The organism is Vibrio sp. R11-SG3-ISO3-SZ (assembly GCF_059834345.1).
Genome location: NZ_JCBDGX010000069.1, coordinates 20,774 through 35,453 on the forward strand (window position 1 = coordinate 20,774; position 14,680 = coordinate 35,453).

At 51.6% G+C, this 14,680-nt stretch carries 13 protein-coding genes; 8 read left to right on the forward strand and 5 right to left on the reverse strand.

Features of this window, described 5'->3' with window-relative positions; genetic code table 11:
• Positions 1-106: 106 nt before the first annotated feature.
• Positions 107-1,255: a YcbX family protein gene (locus AC6R1O_RS09050; RefSeq protein WP_500656900.1), complete on the reverse strand. Its 1,149-nt coding sequence runs from the start codon at positions 1,253-1,255 to the stop codon at positions 107-109.
• Positions 1,256-1,463: 208 nt separating this feature from the next.
• On the opposite strand from AC6R1O_RS09050, the gene pyrC reads away from it, so the two are divergent.
• Positions 1,464-2,492, forward strand: a complete 1,029-nt coding sequence (pyrC, locus tag AC6R1O_RS09055) for a dihydroorotase (RefSeq protein WP_500632105.1) — start codon at positions 1,464-1,466, stop codon at positions 2,490-2,492.
• Positions 2,493-2,624: 132 nt separating this feature from the next.
• Positions 2,625-3,776: a GGDEF domain-containing protein gene (locus AC6R1O_RS09060; protein ID WP_500632104.1), complete on the forward strand. Its 1,152-nt coding sequence runs from the start codon at positions 2,625-2,627 to the stop codon at positions 3,774-3,776.
• Between the two features lie 113 nt (positions 3,777-3,889).
• On the opposite strand, the gene AC6R1O_RS09065 is transcribed toward AC6R1O_RS09060, so the two are convergent.
• Entirely contained in the window at positions 3,890-4,090 is a 201-nt protein-coding gene (locus tag AC6R1O_RS09065) for a restriction endonuclease subunit S (RefSeq protein ID WP_334552116.1), read from the reverse strand.
• Positions 4,091-4,182: 92 nt separating this feature from the next.
• A complete protein-coding gene (locus AC6R1O_RS09070) occupies positions 4,183-6,099 on the reverse strand; it encodes a methyl-accepting chemotaxis protein (RefSeq protein ID WP_500632103.1) in 1,917 nt (638 codons plus the stop codon).
• A gap of 313 nt (positions 6,100-6,412) precedes the next feature.
• Here AC6R1O_RS09070 and AC6R1O_RS09075 point away from each other — a divergent pair, with 313 nt between their 5' ends.
• From AC6R1O_RS09075 to AC6R1O_RS09100, 6 genes are read left to right on the forward strand one after another with little or no spacing between them, the layout of a single operon-like run.
• Positions 6,413-7,369: an AAA family ATPase gene (locus tag AC6R1O_RS09075; protein WP_500626746.1), complete on the forward strand. Its 957-nt coding sequence runs from the start codon at positions 6,413-6,415 to the stop codon at positions 7,367-7,369.
• Positions 7,370-7,371: 2 nt separating this feature from the next.
• On the forward strand, positions 7,372-8,316 hold the full coding sequence (locus AC6R1O_RS09080; RefSeq protein ID WP_500632102.1) for a DUF58 domain-containing protein: 945 nt from the start codon (positions 7,372-7,374) through the stop codon (positions 8,314-8,316).
• A gap of 1 nt (position 8,317) precedes the next feature.
• Positions 8,318-8,803 carry a DUF4381 domain-containing protein gene (locus AC6R1O_RS09085; RefSeq protein ID WP_500632101.1) on the forward strand — a complete coding sequence of 162 codons (486 nt, stop codon included), beginning with the start codon at positions 8,318-8,320 and terminating at the stop codon, positions 8,801-8,803.
• Positions 8,784-9,764, forward strand: coding sequence for a vWA domain-containing protein (locus AC6R1O_RS09090; protein ID WP_500632100.1), 981 nt, complete (start codon positions 8,784-8,786; stop codon positions 9,762-9,764). Before AC6R1O_RS09085 ends, AC6R1O_RS09090 begins: the two co-directional genes overlap by 20 nt.
• Positions 9,757-11,580, forward strand: coding sequence for a VWA domain-containing protein (locus AC6R1O_RS09095; protein WP_500656901.1), 1,824 nt, complete (start codon positions 9,757-9,759; stop codon positions 11,578-11,580). Before AC6R1O_RS09090 ends, AC6R1O_RS09095 begins: the two co-directional genes overlap by 8 nt.
• Positions 11,580-13,205 (forward strand): protein BatD, encoded by a 1,626-nt coding sequence (locus tag AC6R1O_RS09100; RefSeq protein ID WP_500656902.1) that lies wholly within the window; start codon positions 11,580-11,582, stop codon positions 13,203-13,205. Before AC6R1O_RS09095 ends, AC6R1O_RS09100 begins: the two co-directional genes overlap by 1 nt.
• Before the next feature lie 13 nt (positions 13,206-13,218).
• Here AC6R1O_RS09100 and nfsA read toward each other — a convergent pair whose 3' ends face one another.
• Both nfsA and AC6R1O_RS09110 read right to left on the reverse strand, forming a co-directional pair.
• Positions 13,219-13,941 (reverse strand): oxygen-insensitive NADPH nitroreductase, encoded by a 723-nt coding sequence (nfsA, locus tag AC6R1O_RS09105; protein WP_500656903.1) that lies wholly within the window; start codon positions 13,939-13,941, stop codon positions 13,219-13,221.
• A 55-nt stretch (positions 13,942-13,996) separates the two neighbouring features.
• On the reverse strand, positions 13,997-14,680 hold a 684-nt coding region (locus tag AC6R1O_RS09110; RefSeq protein WP_500656904.1), incomplete at its 5' end, for a flavin reductase family protein.

Genomic DNA, 14,680 nt, shown 5'->3' on the forward strand with positions numbered 1-14,680 from the left:
TCACATTAAGGCCCCAATCGCACGGATTATATGCTGCATATCTTCCGCGAAATTGGGGCTTGTTTCATTTCAGAGGTAAGGGTATCTCTTTATTTAACTGATCTATTTAACTGATGACTTCGATGTCCGATTTCGGCACACAGCAGCAAGCTAACGCTAACCCCGGTTCGTGAGCAAAGCCATGAAGTGCCGGCACATCTTCTTGGTCCACTTCGCCAGATTCCACCGTAACGCGGCACGCACCACACAGCCCAGCACGACAACTGTTTGCCATCGGGATACCCGCTTCCTCCGCTTGCTCAAGTAAGGTGCGTTGGTTATCACCACTGAAGATGTTGCCGTTGACACTGATGGTCAGCGATTTTACTGAGTCCGGCACTGGCGCTTCCACAGCAGAGAGACTCAGTTGACCTTTGTCAGCGTAGAATTCTGGCTCTTTGTATTCCAACACTTCTATATCATCACCTTGTCGAATCAAGCCTTCGTTCTTTGCGACCAAGTTTTGACCAAAGAACACGCCACCGCGCTCATTGGCGCGAAATTGCGATAAGGTTTGTAAAGGCTCTTTACTTCGACGAAACGCACCTTTTTCTACGTCCACTGTGGTCAACACACAGCGCTCACAAGGCTTCACCGCTTCGAACTCAACGTCACCGATTCGAATGCGCTTCCAGCGATCTTCCTCAAAAGGCGCAGTGTTGCCCGCCACTAAGTTGGTACGAAACTGATCCATATCGTGGCGTTCAGGGCTACGGCGGTTGAGTTCATCAAGCGACGCCTGACTGATAACAAGCAGCGGATAACCATCAGCGAAGCTGACATTGTGACCCAGCTTTTCACGCACACGATTGGACTGTTCGCCGGTATAAAGCAGCTCGACCCGTTGACCAATGACCGCGCTAAACCAGTCATCGGCCTCATCCGTGGTGGTGTAAGCAGTAAATCGGTCATTCCACACTTGAGCAGACGCCGCTTGCATTTTAAACGCGTCGTAGCGTAGGCGAAGTGGCGCATGCCCCTCGGCGGTCATCACCAGCCCATCTGCCGTTAAACTGGAACGAACCGTGACCATCTGCGGGAATTTGCGCGCGGTGACCATTTGACCATCGGCAGTCGCAAGCATAAAGCTACGGTCAAACGTGAGACCTTGTTTTTCCACCCACGAGGTCGAGAGTGCAATACCGCCCACCGATTTGACGGGGTAGACATTGATTTGGGAGAGTTGCGGTTGTTGTGAAGAATCTGGCGCTGACATTGCTAATCCTAAGCGTAATGATTGTCTCAGCAGTATACGCTGCAGCGCGCGGATACTTAAGGCGAAATCGGTCAAAATCCGAGAAAGTAGATGAAATTCCAGTGACTTTGCTCTATCATCCTGTCGCCTAAACGTAAGCGTTTGCCTTCACATTTTTCGCCGCGTTTAGGCTCCAATCCGATAATTCAATCTATGGTGGGAGCAATCAATGACAACACTTACGATCACACGTCCTGACGACTGGCATGTTCACTTACGCGACGGTAACGTACTCAAAGACACCGTGCGTGACATCAGTCGCTACAACGGCCGCGCGCTGATCATGCCAAACACTATCCCACCTGTGACCAACACCGATATGGCGCTGGCTTACCGAGAGCGCATCCTGGCAGAAAAGCCAAGTGAGCAGTTCGAACCATTGATGGCGCTGTATCTGACTGACAACACCACCGCCGAAGATATCCGCCAAGCGAAAGCGTCAGGCAAAGTGGTGGCAGCGAAACTCTACCCAGCGGGTGCGACCACTAACTCCGATTCTGGGGTGACCAATGCGAAAAATATCTACCCCGTGCTTGAAGCGATGCAAGAGGTGGACATGCTGCTGTTAGTCCACGGCGAAGTGACTCATCACGACGTGGATATTTTTGATCGTGAGAAAGCGTTCCTCGACACTGTACTTGCGCCAATCGTCAATGACTTCCCTAATCTAAAGATTGTGCTTGAGCACATCACCACTGCCGATGCCGCTGAGTTTGTGAATAACGCCAATGACAATGTGGCAGCAACGATTACCGCTCACCACCTTCTCTACAACCGCAACCATATGCTTGTCGGTGGCATTCGCCCACATTTCTACTGCCTGCCGATCCTTAAACGCAACACCCACCAAAAAGCATTGATTGAAGCGGCCACCAGTGGCAGCAAGAAGTTCTTCTTAGGCACCGATTCGGCACCACACGCCAAGGGCAAAAAAGAAGCGGCTTGCGGCTGTGCGGGTTCTTACACGGCACACGCAGCGTTAGAGCTCTACGCTGAAGTGTTTGAGAACGAAGGAAAACTGGACAAACTGGAAGCCTTCGCCAGCCACAACGGCCCCGATTTTTACGGTATTCCTCGCAACAGCGACACCGTCACTTTGGTGAAAGAGAGCTGGTCGGTCGAAGCAACCATGCCGTTTGGTGACGACATCGTGGTTCCTATTCGTGGCGGCGAAACCATCGCTTGGCGTGTGAAATAAGCCACACCCAGCGCGCGATCGAGCCATCGGTCACTTTTATTTACTCAGACCACCGAATTCGGTGGTCTTTTTCTATTAAACACAATTATATCAACTACACTTAAACACAAATAAATCAAATGGATCATAAACTTGCCGCGTTTAGATATTCCGACCTTGTCGGTGATTTGTGTTTTTTTGTCGTTTACGTACGCGTGTGGGCTTTTGCTGATTCAGCGCCTACAGCCAAACATTAGGGGAATCAATACCATAGCGCTAGCGCTGCTTTTGCTCGGCGTGGGTTTTCTATTTCTGAGTTTTGGTAATCACACCTCTTACTGGATCTCAAAAATCATCGCCAATTCAGCGATTGTGCTCAGCTTTGTTTTGCTGCTCCACGGCGTGTGCTTGTTGCGCAGCTTTCCTCATCGTTTGGCGAACATCGGCTACTATGGCTTGCCGTTGATCATTTTGGGGCTGACCTACTTTACCTATTTTTCCCCCTCGACTAATGTACGGATTTTTTTGGTCGCAAGCTTTATTGCATTAATGTCTTTCCTCACCTTATACGCCAACCTCAAAGGGACGCACAAAGACATCCCTGGCTCAAAACGTTTACTTTCTATTGCCATGATTATTCAAGGTGGATACAGCCTGTTTCGCGTCGCTACTCTGCCGTTCCAACAACAAATTCAGGATTTCATGCAGTCAGGCTTAGTACACCAACTGGCGTTCATCTCTCTCATTTCTATGGTGATTTTTATTGGTTTTTCGATCACTTGGCTCTTAACCGGTCGCTTGGTCGCCACCATCTACGACACATCCCTGAAAGACGACCTCACCCAACTCTATAATCGACGTGCACTGTCTGAATTAGCACCCAAAGAGTCCGCCCGAGCACGCCGTTTTCAAACCGACCTCTCTTTCGTGTTGCTGGATATTGATCGGTTTAAAGAGATCAACGATTTCTATGGCCACCAAACAGGCGATCGCGTGTTAAACAGTATCGGTCGTATCCTGCACGTAGAAACCCGCGCCAACGATTTTTGCTTTCGTTACGGCGGTGAAGAGTTCTTGCTCATTTTGCCCGAAACGTCACTTGAAGACGCTGAATTTGTCGCAGAGAAGCTGCGTCAGGTCATTGAGCGCACTCACTTGCTTCCCAAACACGATGAATTCTGCACAGCAAGCTTTGGAGTCAGCAGCCTCACCATGCATGATACTTGGAGTGAAGCGGTATCGCGTGCTGACCAAGCGCTGTATGAGGCGAAAAAGGCGGGGAGAAACCAAGTCGTCGCCAGATAGTCGTTGGCGCCGCGCCCACGTCGATCAACACAACGGCCATAGGGGATAAAAAGCAAAAAGGTTGGCAATGCCAACCTTCTCTTCTGCTTTCTTGACCAAGTAAACCAGCGCAATCAGTGAATCGGCGCGTCCGTCTTGGCGTAGAATTTTCCAAAGTACTCTTCCAATACCTCTGGAGTCAATTTACCTTCGGCTTCAAGCTCTTTCAGCTTTTGTGCGATGGCTTTTTGCTCTTCGATTGATGGCAATGCCACCTCTGGCTCATCCCCCATCTCTTGAGACATCAGCTCCAGTTCTTTTTCAACATCACTCATGATTGACATACCCTTACCAAAATAAAACTGGGGCAAGTTTACCTACTTAACCCCAGAGTTTCTAGTTTGACACGTGAAAGCGTTGAACGCCGTTATAGCTTGAAGCTGCCAACCATTTTATCCAACCGAACGGACAACTCTTTCAATTCAGTACTCGCTGCTGCTAACTCTTCCGCCGTGCTAGTGGTCACTTCATTGATGGCGTTGATCTCTTCAATATTCTGGTTGATGGTGTGCACCACGGTAGATTGCTCCTCCGTCGCTGTCGCCACTTGAGTGTTGCGATCCGAGATGTCATGGATACGCTCTGAGATACTCAGCAGCACTTTCACCGCTTCGTCCGACGCAGACACCCCTTCACCCGTAACGGATTTACCCGCCTCCATCGCCGTTACCGCGTCTTTGGCATCGCTTTGTAACTGGTTGATCATCTTTTGGATCTCTTCGGTCGAATCGGCGGTTCGACTGGCGAGGTTACGGACTTCATCCGCCACAACCGCAAAGCCTCGACCTTGCTCGCCCGCACGTGCCGCTTCAATCGCCGCATTGAGCGCCAACAAATTGGTTTGCTCGGAAATATCGCGAATCACGTCCAAAATGGAGCCAATTTCTTGCGTTGTCGACGCCAACTGCTCCACCACTTGACCGGTATTTTCGATATCAAGTGCGAGACGACTGATGGCATCTTTCGCTTTGCTAACCACTTGTTGCCCCACTTCACTGTTGTCGGACGCTTGGGTTGCAGTTTCCGCAGCAGTGGCAGCGTTGGTTGCGATCTCACTGATGGTGGCGCCCATCTGGTTGATAGCGGTCACGACTTGTATGGTTTGATCACGCTGCACTTGGCTATTGTCGTGTGTGGTATTGGCTTTGTGTGAGACCCCATCCGCCGCTGACTGAAGCGCACTACTGGTCGAGGCTACTTCTTTCATTGATTGATGAATCTTCTCAATAAAGCCGTTAAACCCTTCTGACAATTGACCGATTTCATCGCGACCTTTGATCTCGATACGTTGAGAAAGATCGCCATCACCTTTGCCCAGATCGCTAAAACGCAGTGCAATCGCACGAATCGGCTTAGCAATGCTGTTGGCCAAAAACAGCCCCATCAAAATAAACAGTGCCGCGACGACAATGGTCGTGATCAGCATTTGATGCGCCACTTTGGTCAAATCCGCGAACACTTCATCTACGGGTACCACGCCCACTACAAACCAATCCATGACCGGAATATAAGTGGAAGAAACAAAGACGTTTTGGCCGTTGTAATTCGCTTGGACAAGGTTAAAGTCTGACTTATCCAATAGATCAGACGCGTTGCTACCATAGAGTTGCGCCAATGTCGCTTTTGATTGGCTTTGGTCGCGGTGGATTTGTACTTCACCTTTGGCGTTGGTTAAAAAGACAAAGCCGGTTTGCTCAATCTTGAATCCATTCAGTAGCTTCACCATATCATCCATTGATTTTGACACCCCTGACATGGAGAACCCGTCGACTTGCTGGAAGTTAGCGAACATCTTCACTTCACCGCTGGCCTCTTGGAACATGCTGACCATAGTCGCATTGCCTGACTGCGTGAAGCCAAAGAACCAACCATCCTGCTGCTTGTTAAGCTCACGTAGGAAGCCATTTTGGTTCCAGTAGTAGGCGGTCTCTCGGTTGGCCACTGACGCATCGTTGAGCTTGTACTGCGTGCGGACGTTATTTAGTGACTTCACCAAAAGACGCTCGCTATCGGCATCGATATTACGAGTGTTGATCGCTTGCTGGGTGAACTCATTGTTGGCGATCTGTTGTGCTGCCATCAACAACTGGGTCACTTCGTTGTCGATTTCCCCTTTGATTTTTTCCAGCATGGTTGGCAACTCAATATCGATCAAGCGATGCTCTAATACTGCTCTCGCTTGACGTTGAGCCATCACGCCGACAATGATGGTAGACGCCAGTACCGCAAAGGTAATCCCTGCGACCACTTTCTGTTTAATACTAATGGAGTTCAAATTTATCATGCTGATCCTAGCCCTATTGCACAAACAAGCACATCCCGCGACAGACTGCTTTCACAGAGTCTAAGCCATCGAGTGTGCTATTCACTTTACTTATATCGTAAGGTTTAAGCATTACTTTACCTCTTTCATTTAGACTAGCTCACACTTTGGTTGTATTTCCACAATGTCTTATGCCCATTGGCAAAATTTTGGTCAATTGACCGGGGAAAGAGTTGTATCTCGAGGGAAAATACCCATATTCTAATTGTTCTCAATATCAGAGACTTAACCTGCGCTATCGCCTATGGCGAGAACTCATGGAGAGATACGGCTCATGCACACTCACGCTCTATCACAGCTGCAACACTATTTGAACGGTCAAGTGATTGGTCAAAGTGAATTGGTCAAGCAATTGCTTGTTGCACTCTTGGCTGACGGCCACATCCTTGTCGAAGGACCACCGGGGCTTGCTAAAACACGCGCGGTAAAAGCCCTAGCCGATTGCATTGAAGGCAGCTTCCATCGCGTGCAGTTTACACCGGATTTATTGCCGGCGGATTTGACAGGAACCGACATATTTAGACCAGAAACCGGGGAATTTCGCTTCCAACCGGGCCCGATTTTCCATTCGTTGCTGCTCGCTGATGAGATCAACCGTGCCCCCGCCAAAGTGCAAGCCGCAATGCTAGAAGCCATGGCAGAAAAGCAAATTACTGCCGGCAAACAAACCTACCCGCTGCCCGAGCTGTTTTTGGTGATGGCGACACAAAACCCGATAGAGCAAGAAGGTACCTACCCCTTACCTGAAGCTCAGCTTGATCGCTTTTTGCTCCACCTTAACGTCAGCTACCCTGACGCCGACAGTGAGCTCGCGATCCTGCGCTTAAACCGCGGTGAAGCCAAAGGCGAAGTCGGCGCGCAGAAACCGCAACTCTCGCAACACGATATTTTCACCGCCAGACAAGAAGTGCTCAACGTACATATGGCTGAGAGCGTCGAGCAGTACATCATCCGATTGGTGATGGCGACCCGCGAGCCCGAGCAGTACGACGACAACCTTGCAACGATGCTGGAGATGGGCGTCAGCCCGCGCGCCACCATCGCACTGGATCGATGCGCACGCGCTCACGCTTGGTTGGCCGGGCGAGATTTTGTTACGCCAGAAGACGTCCAAGCAATGGCCTACCCTGTGCTAAGACATCGACTACTGCTGACCTACCAAGCCCAAGCAGAAGGCATCAGCCGCGATCACGTGGTCTCTACCTTGCTCTCTCTGGTCGGTAGCGCATAAACATGGCCATAGAAAATACCGTCCTCCCTACGCCGACACTGCCGCCTCATAGTGATGGTGTGAACCTCACCATGAAGGAGTTGCTTCATCTTAAGCAGCACGCGGTGAAATGGCTGCCACCAGCCAAAAGTTTGTGGTCACAAATGGCAGGGCAACACCAAAGTCGCCAACTTGGCCGCGGGATGGATTTCAGTGAAGTACGACAATATCAACATGGCGATGACATTCGAAGCATCGACTGGCGCGTCACGGCGCGCACAGGCAAGCCACACACCAAACTGTTTAGTGAAGAACGCGAAAAGCCGGTTATCGTCTATGTCGACTTCAGTCCGAGCATGAGGTTCGGCTCAACGTTGTTACTAAAGTCGGTGCAAGCGGCGCATTTTGCCGCGCTCACCGGGTGGATAGCCACCGAAGGGCAAGATAGAATCGGCGCCGTCATCGATACCGGCTCAACACTGACTGACCTCAAGCCCCTTCCAAGGCAGCGAGGGGCGTTGGCACTCAATCACGCTTTGGTCAATGAACACCAAAAAGCGCTGATGAACCATCACGTCACGCAAAACAGCTCGATGGCACCCGCGCTGGAAGCACTCAACCGTCTCTGTCCCAAGGGCAGCGATATTATCTTACTGAGCGATTTCGCCCGACTGACAGAACAAGATGAGATCACCCTATCTGGGCTCAACACCCACAATCGCGTGCGCATCGTGCAGTTGTGGGATCCTCTAGAGCAAGGCGTCACTGATTTTCGCGGCTGCGAACAGGTGACGGATCGTCAGCATACCCAATGGATTGATTTTGGAAAAAAAACAACGCGAAAAAACATTGAAGCCGCCTTTAAAGCCAAGCAAAATCAGCTTTCTAGGCTCTCGCTTAAACTAGGAATGAGCGTCAGCGCACTCTCTAGTGCACAACCACTACAACAACAATTACACGGATTTTAGAATGAGCTCGAACAGTCAATCTTCATTGCTGCCGCTAGACCCTATGATATTACCCTCGCCACCAAGTTGGCTACCGCTTACCTGGGCATGGTGGGCGAGTATCGCCGCCGGTATCATGACGCTGCTCGCTATTTGGGGCTTCACCCACTGGAAGAAAAAACGCCTTGCACCGAAAAAAGCCGCCCTACGCATTTTGAAACAAGGCAGCACACCTTCATCAGCGATTGAGTTGGTTCGCCAATCGGCGTTGTGCTATTTCCCACGCGAAGAGATCGCTCAGCTAACAGGAAAAGAGTGGTATCTATTTTTGGATGAGCAATTGAGCACCCCGCTCTTTGCCGACAATTACGATAAATGGCAACATGCACTCTACAGCAAGCAACACAATGATGAGTCTCAGGCGTTGATCGAACACTGCGCCCATTGGATAGAGCACGCGCTGCCACCGAAGAAACGGAGGAAATCTCGTGGCCCTGTTCGAGGCTGATTGGCAACTGCTGTGGTGGTGGGTGCTGTTTGCACTGCCGCTGCCCTTGTTGGTTTACCGCTTCGCTCCTGCCAGCGCGCAGCGAACGCCGCTCTATCTGCCCATTTTACCTCAGGGCGCAGCCCAGGCTACGCCGAATTTGCGCGTCACACGTCTGCTCCTCTCACTCACTTGGCTACTCCTGTTACTCGCGGCGGCGAGACCGGTGTGGTTTGGCGATCCCGTCACAATACAGCCGAAACACCGTGACTTAATGTTAGTGCTCGATCTCTCTTATTCGATGAGCCAGCAAGACATGCTTCAAGGGGACGACTACATTGATCGGCTGAGCGCAGTCAAACAGGTGGTCAATGATTTTGTCGCCAAACGGGAAGGCGATAGGATCGGCGTGGTGCTGTTTGCTGATCACGCCTATCTGCAAACGCCACTGACCCTAGACAGACGTACCGTCGCCAAACAAGTGGATCAATTGGTTTTGCGCTTAATCGGTGAAAAAACCGCCATCGGTGAAGGAATTGGCCTTGCGACCAAAACCTTTATCGACAGTGATGCGCCGCAGCGCGTGATGATCCTCCTCAGTGATGGTTCGAACACCTCGGGCGTTCTTAATCCTCTTGAAGCCGCAGACATTGCCAAGCAATATGGCGCGACCATCTATACGGTCGGTGTCGGCGCCGGTGAAATGGTTGTCAAAGAGTTCTTTATGAGCCGTAAAGTCAATACCGCCCATGATCTCGATGAACGGACCTTGATGGCAATCGCTGAGACAACCGGCGGGCAGTACTTTCGGGCCAGAAACGCCGATGAGCTCGCCACCATCTACGACACCATTAATGCGCTTGAGCCTGTCTCGTTGGCAACGCAAGTCTGGCGCCCTCAAACTGAATGGTTTTATGTCCCGCTCACGCTCGCCCTTCTCACCCTACTCGGCCTGATTATCGTGCGGAGGCATCATGTCTGACTTTACGCTACTCTACCCGATGTGGTTGTGGGCACTGCTGCCCACCTATGCATTGCTGTACTGGCTCAGCAAACGTCAAAATAGCCATACGCTCATTGCGCCGCACATTGCTGCCGCGCTTGGTATGAGCTCATCACAGCCCACTCATCGACTATTGCCACTGCTAGGCGCAATGCTGACGCTTGCCATCGTTGCGCTATCAGGGCCAAGTTTTAGCCAAGCAGAGCGACCGGCGTTTTCCAGCACCGAAGCGCGAGTGATAGTGATGGACATGTCGATGTCCATGTACGCCAATGACATCAAACCCAATCGTTTGAGCCAAGCCAGATACAAGGTGTCGGATTTATTGGCCCAATGGCAAGAGGGTGACACCGCGCTGATTGCTTACGCCGGGGACGCGTATGTGGTAAGCCCGCTCACCTCAGACAGCCAAACCATGCTCAACCTGCTGCCAAATCTTTCACCTGACATCATGCCCTACCCGGGCGCTCGGGCAGACAAAGGTATCGAACTAGCGATTGAGTTGATGAAAAATGCGGGCTTAGATCGCGGCCATATCTTGCTTGTTAGTGATGATCTGGATGATGACGAGCAAACACGCAGCGCCGAGCTGATCGATTCTGGTGCTTGGTCGCTGTCGGTCTTGGCTATTGGTACTGAAAGCGGCGCGCCAATCCCTTTGCAAGATGGGCAATTGCTGACGCATAACGGCCAAACGGTGGTCGCGAAAAGCAATTTTGATAATATGCGCCGCTTGGCGTCCACCAGCGGAGGTATTTTTGTGCCCGTTCAGGTGACAAACGACGACATCAACCTCATTCACCGCGTGATGAATCAAACCGACCAAGCCACTCGCGCCGTCAGTCATCAATCGGTCAGCGATCAGGTCAACCAAGGCTATTGGCTGCTGCCACTCATCGTGCTGCTCTCGCTTCTACTGTTTCGCCGTGGCGTCTTGCTGTCGGCGCTGCTAGTGCCGCTGCTCTGGCTCTCGCCCAGTCAGGAGGTTGCCGCTAACCCGTTTAAACCTCAAGATCTCCAAGCGTATGAAGATTATCTCTCGGGTAACTACTCAGCCGCCGCCGAGAAGTTTAACGATGCGCAATGGCAAGGCTTGGCACACTATCAAGCGGGCGATTTTGACGCCGCCATTGAAAACCTAAGCGGCGCAAAAACGGCCAACCAGCACTACAACCTCGCCAATGCACTCGCACAAAGCGGTCAATATTCCGCCGCCATTGAGCACTATGAGCAAACGTTGGCGCTTAACCCAGAGCTCTCATCGGCAAGCCATAACAAAGCGATTGTGGAACAAGCGCTACAACAGCAGCAACAGCGGGGTGAATCAGGTGAGCAATCTGAACAAGCCGCGTCTCAGCCTAATTCCCAATCTGGTAAAAACTCTCAAGGCAACGCTAGCGCGCAGCCCGAGCAACAAGACGAAGCACCGCGCCCAAACAATGAACCTCAGCAAAGCCAAGAGAGCAATCCTTCGCAGCCGTCTACGTCCGAGGCACCTTCTACTTCTGAGAACTCTTCTAGTTCAGAGCAATCTTCAACTACAGAGCAATCCACGACTTCTGAACAAGACTCGATGTCAGAGCAAGAGAGAGGTTCGCAGGAGGCAAACGACCAAACTGAGCCGCCTAACACATCGGCAACACTCGGCGACACCAAGACCAACGAGATCGATCCCGCGCTGCGTAAACTTGAGCAAGTCGAAGCCGCACGCGATCCTAGCCGCCTATTGCGCGCGCAACTGCTGTTGCAAGCGCAGCAAAAGTCTCCCCCAGCATCAACAGGAAAAACATGGTAATGACAGCGTTTCGATCCCTTTTTATCTTTTTTTTCCTTTGGTCTAGCGCCATCAGCGCCGCCACGCTTCAGGTCACCGTGAGTAAAAATCGGGTCGTGAAAAATGAGGTATTCCAACTGCGTGTGGTACTGGATCAAAAAGCCGAATCGGATGACATTGATTTTAATCTGCTTAGCGATGACTTTTATCTAGGGCGACCAAGCTTTGGCTCCTCGCTCAACATCATCAATGGCAACCGTTCAACACGCAGCGAATGGAATCTCTCACTGGCTGCCAGTCGCATTGGCACCGCAGTGATCCCCGCTTTTGAGGTCGGCGGTGCGCGCTCTGAGCCGATTGAGATCACCGTCTTGGCCGATCAAAATCCGCCACAAGTCTCGGATTTAATTGAAATCCAATCCACATTAAGCAAAGAGACACTCTATCCAGGTGAAAGTGCCACCTTGCGCACTAGGCTCATCGTCAAGGCCAATCCGCGTCGACTACAAAATCCGCAGGTTATCGCCCCTCAAGCTCAAGGGCTGACGCTCTCGCCGCTTGGAGAACCCAACCAATACCAAAGTGTGATAGATGGATTAGAGGTCACCATTGTCGATCAAGACTATCGAGTCACGGCGACCACACCGGGTGCACAAACACTGCACAGTATTGGCTTTCGCGGCAGTATCGTCTACGGCAGTGAGCGTGACGGGAGTACCCGCTTGATTGATGCCAGCACTGCTGCGAAAGGGTACACCATCAACGTATTGGATAAACCGAGCGACTATCAAGGCACCTGGCTACCTGCCTCAGAGCTGACTCTGCGTCAGCAGTGGCAAACATCACAAGGCGCGCTCAGTGATGCGACGAACCGCTTAGAGTTAGGCGATTCCATCACGCGAACCCTCACCCTTGAGGTCACTGGGATCAGCGCTGAACAGTTACCCAGCCTGTCCATAACCTACCCATCGTCTGTGCGCCAATACGACGAAAAGCCGCAGGTGAGCGAACCACAACCAGGTGTCGTTCGCATGGAGTTAAAACAAGTATTGATCCCTCAACTGACCGGAGAGATCACTCTACCTGAGGTCAGCGTGGATTGGTGGGACACCACCACACAGACCCAGCGCCAAGCAATCGTTGATGGTTTGACGCTGAGCATCAAGCCTGCCGTCACAAGCCATGCCTCTACTGCGCCCTCAATTACCGCTGCGGCGCCCGTCGAGACTGTCCCACCCACTGCCGCCATTGAGCGTGGTTTTTGGCCTTTGCTGAGCGCGCTACTCGCGCTGGGTTGGTTGATTACCCTTGGGCTGTGGTGGCGCACCAAACGCGCGCTTCACACGCTGACCACTGAGCAACAAAACCGTGAACCCACGCTAAACAGCGCTGGTTCGTTGATTGAGGCGCTGCGCCAACAAGACTATGTGCAAGCCAACCGTCTGGCAGCGATCTGGTTGGATGAAGTCTCGATGTCAGAAGAGTTGCGGGCATCTATCCACGCCGAGTTGGAGGCGATGAACCGCAGTCAGTTTTCACCAAAAACCAGTGCTTGGTCGAGCTCAACCTTGATCGCACTGGTTAAAAAAGCCAACAGAAGAAACAACAGCGGCAAACCTAAAGGTTCGCCGCTCGCTAAGCTCTGAGGTGGATAAAGGGTTAGCGCTTTGCCAATCCTTTACTATTCAAGTAACCCAAGATGTGCGGGCGAGATTCGCCCGACAATTTGGCCGTCACTTGCTCTGACCAACCACTCTGCTTGTTGTTGCTAGAGCGCTGTTGATAATAGGTGTGCATGGTCTCATCGTAGTGTGCAACGGCCTGTTTATCGAGCGGGTGATAGTGATTTTGATGGACAATCACCTCTAGCGGCAATCTCGGTTTTAGATCTGGATCTTGAGCGGGATGCCCAAGGCACATGCCAAATAACACCGCGCAGTGCTGTGGTAAACCCAACAACTCGTCTACCTCAGCCGCGCGATTACGCAAACCACCAATGTAAACGCCACCGAGCCCCATCGACTCTGCCGCTACCAAACAGTTTTGCGCCATAATGCCCGCATCGACAGCACCGATTAACGTTAGCTCGGTAAAATCTGCCTGCACATTTGGGTTGAGTTCCACATGGCGCTGGTAGTCGATACAGAACACGAGAAACTCGGCCGCACTCGCCACATAAGACTGATGGCCGGCAAATTCGGCCAGACGTGCCCGCTTGCCAGGGTCTGTCACACGAATCACTGAGACCACCTGTAACAAGCTCGATGATGATGCCGCTAATCCCGCTTTGAGCACAGTGTCAAGCTGCTCAGGGCCAATCGTCTCAGACGTAAACTCACGAATGGAGCGGTGATTCAATAACGTGTCTATGGTGCTGTTCATGGCAAATCCTTGAGTATCACAACATGAAGAATCAACACCTTATAGTGCTTTGGCGTTAGGGTAAACCCTCTTCGCTGTATGGCGCTTGCCATGAGGAGGGTTCGCCCTCTAGGGTAAGGGGGTGAAGCGGTTGGTCTGGTTTTGCATAACTCAATCGATGGACTCTCTGCGTGACGTGGTAACTATCTAGACCCGAGATGGTCACGGTTTCTAACTGATCGTGGTCAAGATACCCATCGGGCATCACTGCCTGCTCTGGCAGCAATAATCTGACCACTTCACCAATCAACATTTCTGTTTGATTGCTTTGAATCACGATATGCTCAACCAATTTTAATCCGATTTTTATTGGACTTTCGAGTACGAAGGGCGCTGCGAAATCGTCATGGTAATAGCGAGTCAGCCCCGTTTCATCGAACTCGCTTACGTCACTAGGATAACGCGCCGAGGTTTGATGGGCCTGCAGTGCGCACTCGCGTGTCACTGAGTTGATGGTAAACACACCCGTGGTGAGGATGTTAGTTAAGCTATCGCGTTGCGCAGGTCTTGGCCTCGACACAAAGCCAAGTAGCGGCGGGTTAGAACCAAAATGAATCACCGAGCTGACAATAGCAAGATTATCGTTCCCCTGCCCATCCGTGGAGCCAATCAGATTAGCGCTCTTAAAACCTGGCAAGGAATTGATTAACCGAGCACGGCTACGCGGCGCCATTTGGTCAATATCGTCTGCGCTCCACTC

Excerpts from the sequence above, each read along its gene's own strand:
- AC6R1O_RS09075 (WP_500626746.1), top strand. The coding sequence starts at position 6,413 with ATGCACACTCACGCTCTATCACAGCTGCAACACTATTTGAACGGTCAA.
- AC6R1O_RS09080 (WP_500632102.1), top strand. The coding sequence starts at position 7,372 with ATGGCCATAGAAAATACCGTCCTCCCTACGCCGACACTGCCGCCTCAT.
- AC6R1O_RS09070 (WP_500632103.1), bottom strand. The coding sequence starts at position 6,099 with ATGATAAATTTGAACTCCATTAGTATTAAACAGAAAGTGGTCGCAGGG.
- AC6R1O_RS09095 (WP_500656901.1), top strand. The coding sequence starts at position 9,757 with ATGTCTGACTTTACGCTACTCTACCCGATGTGGTTGTGGGCACTGCTG.
- pyrC (WP_500632105.1), top strand. The coding sequence starts at position 1,464 with ATGACAACACTTACGATCACACGTCCTGACGACTGGCATGTTCACTTA.
- AC6R1O_RS09085 (WP_500632101.1), top strand. The coding sequence starts at position 8,318 with ATGAGCTCGAACAGTCAATCTTCATTGCTGCCGCTAGACCCTATGATA.
- AC6R1O_RS09065 (WP_334552116.1), bottom strand. The coding sequence starts at position 4,090 with ATGAGTGATGTTGAAAAAGAACTGGAGCTGATGTCTCAAGAGATGGGG.
- AC6R1O_RS09100 (WP_500656902.1), top strand. The coding sequence starts at position 11,580 with ATGACAGCGTTTCGATCCCTTTTTATCTTTTTTTTCCTTTGGTCTAGC.
- AC6R1O_RS09050 (WP_500656900.1), bottom strand. The coding sequence starts at position 1,255 with ATGTCAGCGCCAGATTCTTCACAACAACCGCAACTCTCCCAAATCAAT.
- nfsA (WP_500656903.1), bottom strand. The coding sequence starts at position 13,941 with ATGAACAGCACCATAGACACGTTATTGAATCACCGCTCCATTCGTGAG.